General features: G+C 40.4%; 10 protein-coding genes and 1 riboswitch. Of the genes, 4 read left to right on the top strand and 6 right to left on the bottom strand.

Annotated features, from left to right (window positions below):
- Positions 1 to 5: 5 nt before the first annotated feature.
- The 6 genes from BMX11_RS17835 to BMX11_RS24145 all read right to left on the bottom strand — a co-directional run bounded on the left by BMX11_RS17835 (position 6) and on the right by BMX11_RS24145 (position 8297).
- Positions 6 to 1367, bottom strand: coding sequence for a RagB/SusD family nutrient uptake outer membrane protein (locus tag BMX11_RS17835; protein ID WP_090886752.1), 1362 nt, complete (start codon positions 1365 to 1367; stop codon positions 6 to 8).
- Positions 1368 to 1384: 17 nt separating this feature from the next.
- Positions 1385 to 4495 carry a SusC/RagA family TonB-linked outer membrane protein gene (locus tag BMX11_RS17830; protein WP_090886750.1) on the bottom strand — a complete coding sequence of 1037 codons (3111 nt, stop codon included), beginning with the start codon at positions 4493 to 4495 and terminating at the stop codon, positions 1385 to 1387.
- 1153 nt (positions 4496 to 5648) lie between these two features.
- Positions 5649 to 5990, bottom strand: coding sequence for an NIL domain-containing protein (locus tag BMX11_RS17820; RefSeq protein WP_090886746.1), 342 nt, complete (start codon positions 5988 to 5990; stop codon positions 5649 to 5651).
- A 77-nt stretch (positions 5991 to 6067) separates the two neighbouring features.
- Positions 6068 to 6322: a hypothetical protein gene (locus BMX11_RS17815; protein ID WP_090886744.1), complete on the bottom strand. Its 255-nt coding sequence runs from the start codon at positions 6320 to 6322 to the stop codon at positions 6068 to 6070.
- Between the two features lie 135 nt (positions 6323 to 6457).
- Positions 6458 to 7606: a cysteine desulfurase family protein gene (locus tag BMX11_RS17810; protein ID WP_090886742.1), complete on the bottom strand. Its 1149-nt coding sequence runs from the start codon at positions 7604 to 7606 to the stop codon at positions 6458 to 6460.
- Between the two features lie 46 nt (positions 7607 to 7652).
- Positions 7653 to 7752: riboswitch (SAM riboswitch) on the bottom strand.
- Between the two features lie 284 nt (positions 7753 to 8036).
- Entirely contained in the window at positions 8037 to 8297 is a 261-nt protein-coding gene (locus tag BMX11_RS24145) for a hypothetical protein (protein WP_139180219.1), read from the bottom strand.
- A gap of 317 nt (positions 8298 to 8614) precedes the next feature.
- Here BMX11_RS24145 and BMX11_RS17800 point away from each other — a divergent pair, with 317 nt between their 5' ends.
- From BMX11_RS17800 to BMX11_RS24390, 4 genes are all read left to right on the top strand, one after another.
- Complete coding sequence (locus tag BMX11_RS17800; RefSeq protein ID WP_090886738.1) at positions 8615 to 9880, top strand: peroxiredoxin family protein; 1266 nt, start codon at positions 8615 to 8617, stop codon at positions 9878 to 9880.
- Positions 9881 to 10778: 898 nt separating this feature from the next.
- Positions 10779 to 11549, top strand: coding sequence for an alpha/beta hydrolase (locus BMX11_RS17795; protein WP_090886736.1), 771 nt, complete (start codon positions 10779 to 10781; stop codon positions 11547 to 11549).
- Positions 11550 to 11893: 344 nt separating this feature from the next.
- A complete protein-coding gene (locus tag BMX11_RS17790) occupies positions 11894 to 13111 on the top strand; it encodes a right-handed parallel beta-helix repeat-containing protein (protein WP_090886734.1) in 1218 nt (405 codons plus the stop codon).
- A 162-nt stretch (positions 13112 to 13273) separates the two neighbouring features.
- Positions 13274 to 13504, top strand: a 231-nt coding sequence (locus tag BMX11_RS24390; RefSeq protein ID WP_175474606.1) for a hypothetical protein, incomplete at its 3' end; no start/stop codon positions are given.

Here is a 13504-nt window from a genome sequence, read left to right as displayed (position 1 = left end):
TAAAATTAATAACCTGGGTTACGGTTTCCACCGGCAAGCTGTGGATCAACCAATGTTTCATTATATGGAATAGGAAAAAGATAAAGGTGTTTATCAGGAAGTGATAAAAGCGTCTGAGCACGATCAGTTCTTACCAAATTAAACCAGCGGTCGGCTTCAAAAGGGAACTCTACCTGACGTTCTTTTTCTAAGGCTAGTAAAATATCTGTAAGCGTAGCGGCCGTGCTTGCACCCACCCCCGCCCGGCTGCGCACAGCATTCAAATCTGAAATGGCACTGTTGGTTCCTGTTAAATTACCCTGATAAGCACGTGCCTCTGAGCGGATAAGGTATAATTCGGCTATGCGAATTACATAGGCAGGATCAGTACCCAGTGGGTTACGATAGTATAATTTGCCATACCATAAATTTCCTGGAGGCGCAGTTTGGGCAATCAGGGTATTTCGGTTTCCACCAACGGCTGCATTGTTTAAGAGCGTAACCAAGGCATCATTTGGCGACCATTCCCTACGTCCGCCAAGTGCCGGTGGCAACCACCAATTGCTATGTCCGTTAGTGTTAGATGTAAAATAGGCTAACTCCAAAACCGATTCTGCCGTAGTGACTGCATTATTGGCAAAAAAAGCACTGTAAGGTGCTACCAGATTATAGTTAGCGTTATCGGCAATTACCAGGGAAGCAAATTGTTCGGCCAATGCCCAGTTTTTTTGGTAGAGATAAAACCTGGCTTTCAGTGCCTGAACCGTCCTCAAAGATACCCGATTGCGGTTTACAGCTGCCGGAACCAAAGTTTCTGCACTGTTTAAATCTTTGAGCACCTGGGCATAGGTATCGGCCAGGCTACTCCGTGGTATTCCAGTATTATCTTCTGAAGAATTAGTTGGTTTTAATATTAATTGTACGCCTCCCCATCCTCTTGCAAGATCGAAATAAGCAAGTGCCCTCACAAAATAGGCCTCTCCTAAATATTGATTTTTTAAAGCGGTAGTTAATTGGGTATCGTTTACACCAGGTACCTTGTCGATAATATAATTGGCCTGAGAGATCGTTTTATAGATAGCGGTCCAGGCCGATTGTACATAGCCATTTGTGGCCGAGGTTAAATGTTTGGTAATTTCATTTGGATCGGCCTGCGAGCCCGACCATTGAATATCTCCTGCTGACAGATAAGATAGCGCAGGAAAGTTAGATCCGTAATAGCCATTAGCGGCCAATAAATTGAATAGGCCGTTAACTGCTGTGGCAGCTGTTCCGGCGTTAATAATCGCCTGTTCCTGATCTACCTGAAGTTGTGGTTGTGTCTCCAGAAACTTCTTGCAGGAAGAAAATAATATAGTGAATGCGAGTAGGTAAGTTACTTTTTTCATGTTTAACTGCTTAAAGGTTAAAAACTAATGTTGGCACCAATCTGGAAGCTTCTTGGTACTGGTGGAGTTCCTAAATCATAGCCCAAAACGGTTGCGGAGGAGGACACGTTAATTTCAGGATCTGGTCCTTTGTATTTCGTCCACAAAGCCAGATTGGAACCACTGGCGTAAATTCTAACCGATGATAGTTTTACTTTTCTGATGAACTCTTTTGGAAGGTTGTAGCCCAAGGTGATATTGCTCAAGCGGATAAAAGATCCATCTTCTATATTGCGGCTGGTTGGACTGATGGTATAATTTTGATTATAAGCCGTAAGTCTCGGTAAGTCGGTAATGTCTCCTGGTTTTTGCCAGCGATTCAATTGGAAAACATCCATGGCCCTGTTGGCATCACGTGTTCCGCCACCCTCCAGGAAATAGTTATTATTGTTATACACCTTGTTGCCGTAAACGAAGTTGAAGAATACAGACAAATCGAAGCCTTTGTAACTGAAATTATTGGTAATTCCGCCGTTAAATTTAGGTAGGGCATTACCCACAGGAACAATATCATTTGAATTGATTACCCCGTTTTTATCTGCATCTTCATAAACGGCATTCCCGGTTTGTGGATCAACATACAACTGATTGTAAGTAAAAAAAGTATACATCGATAAGCCCTGAACCATTCGTTGTGCAGCATAGGCCGCTACCACCGGGGTTGGAAGCTTTTCGATCTTATTGATATTTCTGGATACATTCAGATTGGTACTCCACTTGAAAGCATGGTCCAGGTTAATACTGCTCACATTCAGTTCGAAACCTTTATTACTCATCTCTCCGGCATTGGTTAAAATAGAAGAAAAGCCTTTGCTTGATGCGAGAGGTAAGTTAAGGAGCAGGTTACTGGTATACTTTTCATATACGTCTCCGCTGATGGTTAATCTTTCCTTAAAAAGGCTTAAATCAAGTCCGATATTGGTTTGGCAGGTACTTTCCCATTTCAAATCAGGGTTAGCCAGCTGCGAGGGGATGGTACCGGGATTATTTTGGTAATTCGCTCCGGCACCCCAGAGGCCACGAGAAGCAAAATCGTTTATTCCGTTTTGGTTACCCGTTACCCCTAAACTCGCACGAAGTTTAAGATCCGAGATCACTGCAACATCTTTTAAGAAATTCTCTTTTTTGATCCGCCATGATACTCCGGCAGAAGGGAAATATCCCCATTGGTGATTGGCTCCGAAGCGGGATGAACCATCTCCACGGATGCTAAAAACCGCATAGTATTTGCCTGCATAGTTATAATTCAAGCGGGCGAAGAAAGAGGATAAGGTATATTCAGATTCGGTAGCAGATGAAGTTGTAGTGGCTGCCGAGGCAATCTGCTGGAAAGAATCGTTTGGAAAATTGGTTCCCTGCGCCAATACCTGATTAATTACTGCACCCTGTAGTGAGTTGCCGATGAGCGCCCCCAAGGCATGCTCCCCAAACGTGTGATTATAGTTCAAGGTTTGCTCATTGGTCCAGATGGTATTGTTACTCACACTGGTAGAACCTAAGTTTTTATTGGCAATTCCCAAATTGGTTAAGCTATTCCAGTACTGAAACTCATTGTATTGATTATAATCTACACTCCAACTGGTTTTGAAAGTCAGGTCTTTTAATATTTTCGCTTCTCCATAAACGTTGCTGATTAGCCGGTTACTGGTACTATTCATGTTGGTGTTGGCTAGTAAAACATCAAGGTTATCAAAACCCGCCCATTTACCGGGCGTTCCATCGGCATTTACTTCAGGAAGATAGGTTGGTGTGTGTAATGCTGATTGGAGAATTCCACCTTGCGGACCATCTCCTACCCTGGCGTTGGTTCGGTAAGTTTGTGTAAGGATATTGCTGGTCCCAATGGTTACAAAATCACCAATTCGCTGATCAAGGTTAATTTTAAAACTCCCACGTCTGAAGTCGTTGGTTTTAAGCGTTGCTTCCTGTTTGTTGAGTCCTCCGCCAATGTAATAAGTGGTCTTATCATTCCCACCAGATACTGAAACATCATAATTTTGAAGAAATCCGGTGCGGAAGGCTTTGTTTAAACGGTCGTAGGTATTTTGATCCTGGGGTAAGCCACGTGGAGCTGGTGAAGCTGTTGGGTTATCGGTTAGCGCACGAAATGGCTGAAATCTGTAAGTTGTTACCGGCGTGGTTCCATTTGCAGCAGCAATGGCAATAGCATCAGCGTTAGAATTTCGGTAAAACTCATTTACCAGTTCTGCATGCTGAGGTCCGGTTACCAGATCCCATAACTTAGGTGCTTTGGCATATCCCACATAACTGCTCAGTGTAACCTTTGGCCCGGTGTTGTACTTCCCACGTTTAGTGGTTATTAAAATAACGCCATTAGCTGCCCTTGCTCCATAAATGGCGGTCGCATCGGCATCCTTAAGTACGGTAATATTTTCTATATCATCCGGATTGATATCTGATAAGGGATTATTGGCCTGGCCTTGGGTGGAAATGCGCTGAAGGGAGCTATTGTTCACATATACCCCATCAATTACATATAAAGGATCGTTACTGGCGTTAATAGAAGTTGTACCCCTGATACGGATGAACATACCATCACCCGGTATTCCGGTAGAAGTGCTAACCTGTAAGCCCGGAGCTTTTCCCTGAAGTTGTTCGGCAAAGGTTGCTGTAGGTTTTGTTCTTACCTCATCAACGGCGATTGTAGAAACGGAGCCGGTAATCGATTTTCTGGTTTGGGTACCATAGCCCACTACTACCACATCATTTAGCTGACTACTGGTTTCTCTCAGCCTGATGGTAACCGGACTATTGCCAACTACAATTTCTTTGGTTTGGTAGCCTACATAGCTTAAGATTAAAGTGTAAGGCAATTTTTGTCCGGTTACAAATACAAATTTACCTTCGTTATCGGTTGATACCGAGTGGGTAACCCCCTTAATCCGAACGATAACACCAGGCAAAGGTTGCTTGCTTGCCGAATCGATTACTACTCCATGAAGGTTGGAATTGATCAGTGGTGGTGGTTCTACCTGGGCGAAGATAGGGTTTGAAAATGCAAGCAGCGAAAAGAAGAAAATGAGGCTGCCTGATATAAAATGCTTTTTCTTATGGAGAAATATTTCCATATTTAACTGGTTTTAAGTTAATGACTAAGTTCATTGGTTAAGACTGGAAGGGTATCAGTGCGTGATTGGCGTTACAGAACTGATATTCCACGATAACCGGCAAGGCTTCCTTGTCGGTTTTTTTTTGGTTTGGTTTAATACATCTTTAGAATCGGGATAGGGTGGTCATTGATACTACGATTTCGGAGCGTAAAGTAGTTTAGCCACAACAGCAACAAGACTGAACCATCAGCTGTTGTTTTAGATTAATCTGTATAGAATCGGTTTCAGAGCGCGACCGGGTTGTGAATACTAATGCTGTTTTCATGATTGGGTTCAAACATAGAAAATTTTATTTAATCTACCAAATCCATAGATTAACTATTTATAATTGTTACACATCAATGTAAATCAATCATAATCAGTACATTATAAAAGGGTTATGGGTTGCGTGTTATGGGTTACGGGGCGTGGAGCCCATGGAAGAAGCAACTTTGTTCTTCTGTGGGGTTAAATGAGTTATCGGTTGCGTGTTATGGGTTACGGGGTGTGGAGCCCATGCAAGAAGCAAACTTTTTCTTTGCGATTAAATGGCTGTGTGCTTTAGCCCTCCTTTTCTCTGTGAAAAACTTAGTGTCCTCAGTGGTTAAATGGGTTACGGGGTGTGTGTAATGTGTTACGGGGTGTGGTGCCCTTGCAAGACGCAAACTTTTTCTCTTCGGTTAAATGGGTTACGGGCTGGGTGCTTTAGCCCTCCTTTTCTCGGTGAAAAACTTAGTGTCCTCAGTGGTTAAATGGGTTACTGGGTGTGGTGCATTTACAAAAAGAAACTTTGCGTTTCTTTGCGAAAACTTGGCGTGCTTTGCGGTTAAATGGGTTGCGTGTTATGGGTTACGGGGTGTGGAGCCCTTGCAAGACGCAAACTTTTTCTTTGCGATTAAATGGCTGTGTGCTTTAGCCCTCCTTTTCTCTGTGAAAAACTTAGTGTCCTCAGTGGTTAAATGTGTTACGGGCTGAGTGCTTAAAGCCCTTATTCCCTCTGTGAAAAACTTAGTGTCCTTAGTGGTTAAATGAGCTATGGATACCTGTGTGCGCCCTCCGTTCTCTGTGAAAAAGTTAGTGTTCTTGGTGGTTAAAATTAATTTGCCACGGAAACACGGAAGGCACTGAACAACTACACATACCCTAATAATTGAGTTGAAAGACCCTGGCAACGACAATGGTCTATAGCCAGCTTTTGATCCCATGGATGACCCGCGATCTCTACAATCAGGCTACCATACCTTACGCCGGATATCTGTTCAATTTGGGAAACAACGACCTGACTTCGAACCGAGAATCGTTGGGCAATTTCCGAGAGAATGGCTTCTGCATTAGAACTGCCATGAACCTCTAATTTAAATACTTGCTTGCTGGGCCAATCCGGATTAGCCTTTAGCCGCTCCTGATAACTTAGCGGAAGATTTAGAACCTGGTGATGTGGAGCGATTTGTCTGTTAGAAAGATGCTGTGACATAGTGATGTAATTAAAAGGTATGGATTAAAGCGATTGCTTAGGCTGCCTGTTAGTTTTCGGGTTAAAGTTTCACCTACTTATCTAATCAATTGATGCCATTGCTGATCCATGTCATGCAAGCGTTGTTGGGCACTGCGTAATTTTTTATCGAGTTCGGGTTTCAGCTCGGCTGGAACATCATTAAACTCATAAAAATCACTCCCCTCTTTTGCTGTCCACCTGCCACCTGCAGATTCGATTTTATCAATAAGGTTTTTTCCGAGGGAATGCTCCACCAATAAACGTTTAGATTTTTCTTTCAATGCTGCTTGAAATTGTGTAATAGTTGCCATAAATAATTGAAGCTAGTGTGAAATATAGGTTCAAATATAAGAATTTAAATAAACACTACAAAAACTATAGACTAAGTATTTATTTTTATTTTTTGAATAGGTTATTAAGTTAGTTCTCGTTATAAGAAAATTGGTTTATGCACTCAAACTCCTGTTAAGAACAGTGTTTGTAGATAGCCCCTGGATTACCGAAAGTAAACGATCTATTTCCGAACCGGTATTGTACCGGCTAAATGAAAAACGTAAAGTATCCTGCCCTGCTTTCCCGCCAAGTGCCTGAATTACATGCGAGGGATTTCCACTAGAACAAGCGCTTCCTCCTGAAGCACAGATCCCCTCCTGATCAAGCAGGGTTAAAAGATCCACATCCCGATCATTTTGATCAGCAGAGATACTGAGCACCGTAGATAAGCTTTGTTCTAAATTTGCCGACAATCCATTGAAATGAATTCCCGGAATATCGCGAAGTCCATTGATAAGCCGTTCCTTGAGAAAAAGAATATAGGCTTCATGTCGATCTAAATGCTGATATGATTTTGCAAGTGCAGCTGCCATTCCTACAATTCCAGCTACATTTTCAGTTCCCCCTCTTTTCCTGTTTTCCTGCGAACCTCCGCTAATCAATGGTAAAACCTTTCCCGGATCTTTCGCATATAAAAATCCTACACCTTTCGGTCCGTGAAATTTATGAGCAGAGCCTACCAGAAAATCAGGTCCAAGCAACCTGGTATTATAGCGGATATGCCCCATAGTTTGTACGGTATCAGAATGAAAAATAGCGCCATAATGTTCTGCAAGATCTGCAATATCCAGGATGGGATTTAGATTTCCAATCTCGTTATTTCCATGCATCAGGGAAATTAGTGTAGGCTTTTCATCTTGCAACAAACGGTCGAGGGCAGTAATAGAGATGTTTCCTTTATGATCATTTTCCAGATACACCAGTTCAATTTTATTTTCACGTTCGGCAACCTTTAAGGTATTCAGTACCGCGTGATGTTCTAAAGCAGAAGTAATTACCCTTTTAACACCTGCGGCGATTGAGGATTGTATAGCCGTATTATCTGCCTCAGTCCCTCCTGAAGTGAAAATTATTTGTGCCGGCTCTGCATTCAGATACCCCGCTATGGTTGCTCTTGATTTTTCTAGCGCCAGTCTGGAGATCCTGCCTAAACTATGTGAGGAAGAGGGATTACCAAAGCTTCCAAATAAGAAAGGTTCCATTTCTAAAAAGGCTTCACGCGAGAGCGGAGTAGTGGCGGCATTGTCTAAATAAATATTCATACGTTAACATTTTCGTTAATGACCTACCTAGATTTCCTAGCGTATCATCTTATCTTTCTCTGTTAGGAGAAGGAATTAGCACCTTATTTGGCAACAGGTTGCTAAGACGTCACAGGGCCATTTCCCTCGGTCTTTCTGGATAAGTCGTAAATAATTTCAAACAAATATATATAATTCCTATAGACTTAGTATAATTTTTTAAAAAAAAATGTAAATCAGTCTTAAATGATGTAAAATGGTTTGATATAAGATGGACCTGCCACTCGAAAAACTAGCCATCTTCCATTCCCTACGTCTTCCTTTATGATGTAAGATGGACCTGCCACTCGGAAATCTATCCATCTTCCATTCCCTACATATTCCTTTATGATGTAAGATGGTTTGATGTAAGATGGACCTGCCACTCGGAAATCTATCCATCTTCCATTCCCTACATTTTACTGTATGATGTAAAATGGTTTGATGTAAGATAGTCTATCCACTTTATACCCATCCATCTTCCATCCCTCCATCTTCCATATAAAAATAGGTTTGATGTAAAAAGGATTAATGTAAGTGGTCTCCCCACTGCATACCCATCCATCATCCATCCCTCCATCTTCCATATAAAAATAGGTTTGATGTAAAAAGGATTAATGTAAGTGGTCTCCTCACTGCATACCCGTTCATCTTCCATACCTCTATCTTCCATATAAAAATAGGTTTGATGTAGAATGGATTATGTAAGTGCTCTCCCCACTGCATACCCGTCCATCTTCCATCCCTCCATCTTCCATATAAAAATAGGTTTGATGTAGAATGGATTATGTAAGTGCTCTCTCCACTGCATACCTGTCCATCTTCCATCCCTCCATCTTACATATAAAATTGGTTTGATGTAGAATGATCCTATATAGAGATATAATCTGAAAAACATAAAAACTACAAAATCCATAGATTTTGTTGAAAATATTTTTTCCTTGCAGAAACGATAGCTAACTTTGCCCCGCAAATGAAGAATATCATCCTATGAATATAAAATCATTAATCGTCTTGTCGGGGCTTGCTGTTTTATCGCAAAATCTACAAGCACAAACTCAAAAGAAAGTTTCAGGTAAACAGCTGAGCCAAAAGGTATCATTTGATCCTAAAGGGCTTTGGAGAGCGAGCTTTGAAATTAAGCCAGGTACTGAGGTTCCTATCAATTTTGAAATTGGCAGTAAAAAAAATGGCGGATTAGGCATCACCTTTATTAATGCAGAAGAACGCTTTGATGGCGGAAATGTAACTCAATCGGCAGATTCAGTAATCGCTAAACTCGATCAGTTTGATAACGAACTTGCACTGAAAGTTCAGGGAGATTCACTGGTTGGCTTTCTGAGAAAGCAGGACGGATCTGGGAAACCCATCCCGTTAACAGCGAAAAAAGGAATCAACTATCGCTTTAAATCCACAGGTAAATCTGCCAGTGCAGACTTCTCCGGGACTTATGACGTGACTTTTAAATCGCCTGATGGCAAAGCAGAAAAAACCGTTGGACTTTTTAAACAAAACGGAAATAAATTAAGCGGAACATTCTTGCGTGTAACAGGAGATTCCAGGTTTCTGGAAGGTATAGTTGAAGGCAATGATTTTTATCTGTCGAGCTTTATCGGCTCCAGCCCGGCATACTACAAAGGCTCGTTTACAGCAGATGGCAAAATTACCGGAGCAAACATCAGTGCAAGAGGAAACACACCATTAGAGGGCATAAAGAATGTCAATGCTGCACTTCCTGATGCGACAAAACTTACCTTTCTTAAAGAAGGATACAAAACACTAGAATTTTCTTTCCCTGATGTGAACGGAAAAAAAATATCACTTAGTGATGACAAATACAAAAATAAGGTTGTGCTATTAACCATTACGGGAACCTGGTGCCCCAATTGCGTGGATGAGGCCTCTTTTATAGCCCCTTGGTATAAAGAAAACCGCAAACGTGGCATTGAAGTAATAGCCCTTCATTACGAAAGACAGTTAGATTCGGCCTATGTTCGAAAAGCCTTAACCAGGTTCCGCGAAAAATTTGGCATAGAATATGATCAGGTGATTGTAGGAAAGCCCGATAAGCAACAGGTGGCAGAATCGTTACCTGCTTTGAGCAATTTCCTCTCCTTTCCAACTACAATTATCATCAATAAAAAAGGTGAAGTAGCGCAAATCCACACAGGATATAGTGGTCCGGCAACCGGAAAGTACTATACTGAATTTGTAAAGGAGTTTAATAAAGAGATCGACGAATTAGTTGCTCAGTAAAAAAGACATAAAGACTATGCATGCCAAAAATCCGGCTGGATAGATAAAGAAATTCCTGTCTCATAACAGGTTTATATTTGGTTAGAAAAAGGGACATATCCGGATGGGATGTCCCTTTTATTTTTTCTAATAATATAAGAATATACTGGTATGTAAGTCACGGACTAGGGCAGTGAAAAGCGTAAAACTAACCATCTAAGATCGTTTCACTACCAAGCACACAAAAATTTGAACCATATAAGCCAGATAAGATAATTATAAGTATTGCTTCCATAATCTCAATCATATAATTTAACCACCTAAGGCAAATAAGGAACTAAAAATTAACACATTAGCGCACAAAAATTTGAACCATATAAGCCAGATAAGATAATTATAAGTTTTGCTTCCTTAACCCATCTTAACTTACCTTAACTTCTTAATGTTTTAAACCACGAAGCGCACAAAGAAAATTTGAACTCCTGCCATTTTCCATTAAAACATTTTTCATCATTTAACCACCTAAGGCAACTAAGAAACTAAAAATAAACACATTAGCGCACAAAAATTTGAACCATATAAGCCAGATAAGACATTATAAGTATTGCTTCCTTAACCCCAAATCTTAACTCACCTTAACTTCTTAATGTTTTAAACCACCAAGCGCACAAAGAAAATTTGAACTCCTGCCATTTTCCATTAAACCATTTTAGATCATTTAACCACCTAAGGCAACTAAGAAACTAAAATCTTAAAACTAACCATCTTAAATTTGCACAAAAAAAACACAAAACACTGAAAACATGGTCGTTATATAAATATTCTATTCTTTTTCCTTATATTTAGCTGTACTAACAGGATACTTGGTCTTTTAAAAGATCAGGAAGAACCACATCCCTTCCTTAAACCACAAACTACAATGGAAAAATCAAAAACTATCGTCCTCATTCATGGTAATTTCGTCAATAACCTCACCTGGGCAGCATGGAAATCCTACTACGAACAAAAAGGTTATAAAGTTTACACCCCTGCAAATCCCGGACACGATGGCAATCCCAGTACCCTGAGAACAAGTCCTCACCCCGAACTCACTAATACAGGCTTTATTGATATCGTAAATAACATTAGCCAGTTAATTGATACGCTACCTGAAAAACCCTTTATTATTGGGCACTCCATGGCTGGAATGGCGGTATTGAAATTGATAGAACTGGGAAAAGCTGTCGCTGGAGTGAGCATTGATGGCGCACCACCTAAAAATGTTTTTCCTCCTTTCCAAACACTAAAGACTGTTATCCCTGCCTTTGGTTTCTTTTCTTTTAGCAAGTATTTTATGGGCAGCAGAAAATGGTACGATTATGCTTTTTTTAATACCACTCCAACAGGAGAACGTGCCCAGTTATTTGATCAGTTCGCAGTTCCGGAAAGCTATAAGGTAAGCCGTCAACTGGTGTTAAATCCCTTCTCTAATATTGATTTTAAAAAAGCACACGCTCCGATCTTGTTTATTGGCGGTGGAAGTGATCACATTTTCCCCCCGGCACTTACTCAAACCATTGCAGGAAAATATTCAGATAGCAGTAGTCGGGTTGATCTTAAGATATTTGAGGGCAAAAGCCATTTTATTTGCGGCGAAAAGGGATGGGAATTGGTAGCAGACTATATTGTTGATTGGTATGAAAAGCTGTAAACCCCTAAAAATATAATATTGAGAACAGTGCTGTTAAAGATTATACAAGTCCTTACTCATCAATTTGCCACCAACTCTATTTAGTAGTGGTAAATGCTAATCTTCAGCATCGTTATCCCATACTGCTTATTAATAAACTTCAACGTGAAAACAATTATTTTTCACTTCCACAGAAGTCTGCACCAAAACCGTTAACCAATTGTAAACGTGCCAAATACACCAATAAAAAAACAATAGATCTCCATAATCCTTACCCCTAATTAAACCAATTCTTATCCCTTTATCACTCCTGTTTTATTTGAAATTAGTATATCAACTTAACCAAATACTAAATTCAAAAGAAAATGAAAAAAAAGTCCCAATTGCTAATTTTAGCACTAAGCCTTGTCCTGCTTTCTTGTAAAAAAGAAACTGAAGCCGAGGGCAGCACCTTTGACACTAACAAAACACTGAGGATGGAAAATCAAACTGCTTCCGTTTCCGACTTAACCATTAATACCGGAATGACACTTGCACAGATTAACCAGGTTATTGCGGCTGCTGTTTCTGGCGACACTGTTTGGGTAGAAGCTGGCACCTATACCATCACCGGAAGAATAGTAATGAAAGCAGGTGTAATTCTCGCTAAAAAAACCTCAACCAATCCCATTTTTGATGCCACAGGAACTACCACAGACATGCTTTCGGTAAGCTACAATACGGAGCTCAACAACTGTGTTTTTTCGGGCATTACATTCTGGAATTATAGATTTGTGATTACCAATGCCAGCAAAGTAACCTTTAAGTACTGTATTTTTGACTATGGCACTAGAAAAGCAGGGACAAATGAAACCTATTATTCGGATGCCTACCTACAATTTAATGATACTGATTCTTCGGTGGTTAACACTTGTACCTTTGCGAGAAGAGTGAACAACAGCGGCAGAGGTGTTTGGCTAAAGAGCACCACCAACAGCAAGATCCTTAACTGTACCTTTGGAAATGGTGGTACTACCGGATATTTTGTAACCGCTATAAACGACAATAGCGAAAGCAACAGTCTCATAAACAATAATATAATTAATAGAAACATCGCATTAAATACCGACTTAGATCAAACTGATCACGGCATTTATGCGCATAGCTTTAACGGCCTAACCATTAGTGGAAATACCATTTCAGGATGGCCAGCAAATGGCAGTGGCGGCTCGGTAAAAGCAAGAAATGGACAAAATGTTACCATATCAGGTAATACCTTCAACGATTCGGGAATTCTTCTTTATGAGTACAGCAATACTCCTGCATACCCTTATCTTAATAATGTTATTGTACTTAACAACACGATTAACATTACAACCAATGTGAACGATATTTATCACGGTATTGGTTACTACAGGGATAATACAACTGGCACAGAATATTCTTTCCGAATTGAAGGAAATATAGTACCTAATGGAACAATCAGTTTTGCAGGCAACAACATTAACGTCACAAATTTTAACGCGGCAAATGGTGGTGTTTACAACAACGATTATGGCATATTAAGCCTGAAAGCAGGAATTAATCAGTCAGGAAACTATTAGCTGGATGTAAGATGGGTGTTTCAGAAGTGGAATGCCCATCTTACTTCAAACCTAATTTAATATGTAAGACGTGGGGATGGAAGATGGACAGGTGTGCAGTGGAGAGACCACTTACATCAATCCATTTTACATCCAACCTAATTTAATATGTAAGAGGGAGGTATGGAAGATGGACAGGTATGCAGTAGGGAGACCACCTACATTAATCCTTTTCACATCAAACCATTTTATATGATGGAAGATGTGAGGATGGAAGATGGATGGAATTGCGAGTGGCATGTCCATTTTTACATTAAACCATCTTACATCATAAAGGCAGATGTAGGGAATGGAAGATGGATAGATTTCCGAGTGGCAGGTCCATCTTACATCAAACCATCTTACATCATAAAG

The sequence above is a fragment of the Pedobacter rhizosphaerae genome, from assembly GCF_900111155.1.
In the GTDB taxonomy this organism is placed as follows: domain Bacteria; phylum Bacteroidota; class Bacteroidia; order Sphingobacteriales; family Sphingobacteriaceae; genus Pedobacter; species Pedobacter rhizosphaerae.
Note: the sequence above shows the minus strand (reverse complement) of the source record. Positions and strands in the feature narration are given on the sequence as shown.

Coding starts and splice junctions, on each gene's coding strand:
- BMX11_RS17790 (WP_090886734.1), top strand. CDS start 11,894: ATGAAAAAAAAGTCCCAATTGCTAATTTTAGCACTAAGCCTTGTCCTG.
- BMX11_RS17800 (WP_090886738.1), top strand. CDS start 8,615: ATGAATATAAAATCATTAATCGTCTTGTCGGGGCTTGCTGTTTTATCG.
- BMX11_RS17815 (WP_090886744.1), bottom strand. CDS start 6,322: ATGGCAACTATTACACAATTTCAAGCAGCATTGAAAGAAAAATCTAAA.
- BMX11_RS17835 (WP_090886752.1), bottom strand. CDS start 1,367: ATGAAAAAAGTAACTTACCTACTCGCATTCACTATATTATTTTCTTCC.
- BMX11_RS17830 (WP_090886750.1), bottom strand. CDS start 4,495: ATGGAAATATTTCTCCATAAGAAAAAGCATTTTATATCAGGCAGCCTC.
- BMX11_RS24145 (WP_139180219.1), bottom strand. CDS start 8,297: ATGGAAGATAGAGGTATGGAAGATGAACGGGTATGCAGTGAGGAGACC.
- BMX11_RS17795 (WP_090886736.1), top strand. CDS start 10,779: ATGGAAAAATCAAAAACTATCGTCCTCATTCATGGTAATTTCGTCAAT.
- BMX11_RS17820 (WP_090886746.1), bottom strand. CDS start 5,990: ATGTCACAGCATCTTTCTAACAGACAAATCGCTCCACATCACCAGGTT.
- BMX11_RS17810 (WP_090886742.1), bottom strand. CDS start 7,606: ATGAATATTTATTTAGACAATGCCGCCACTACTCCGCTCTCGCGTGAA.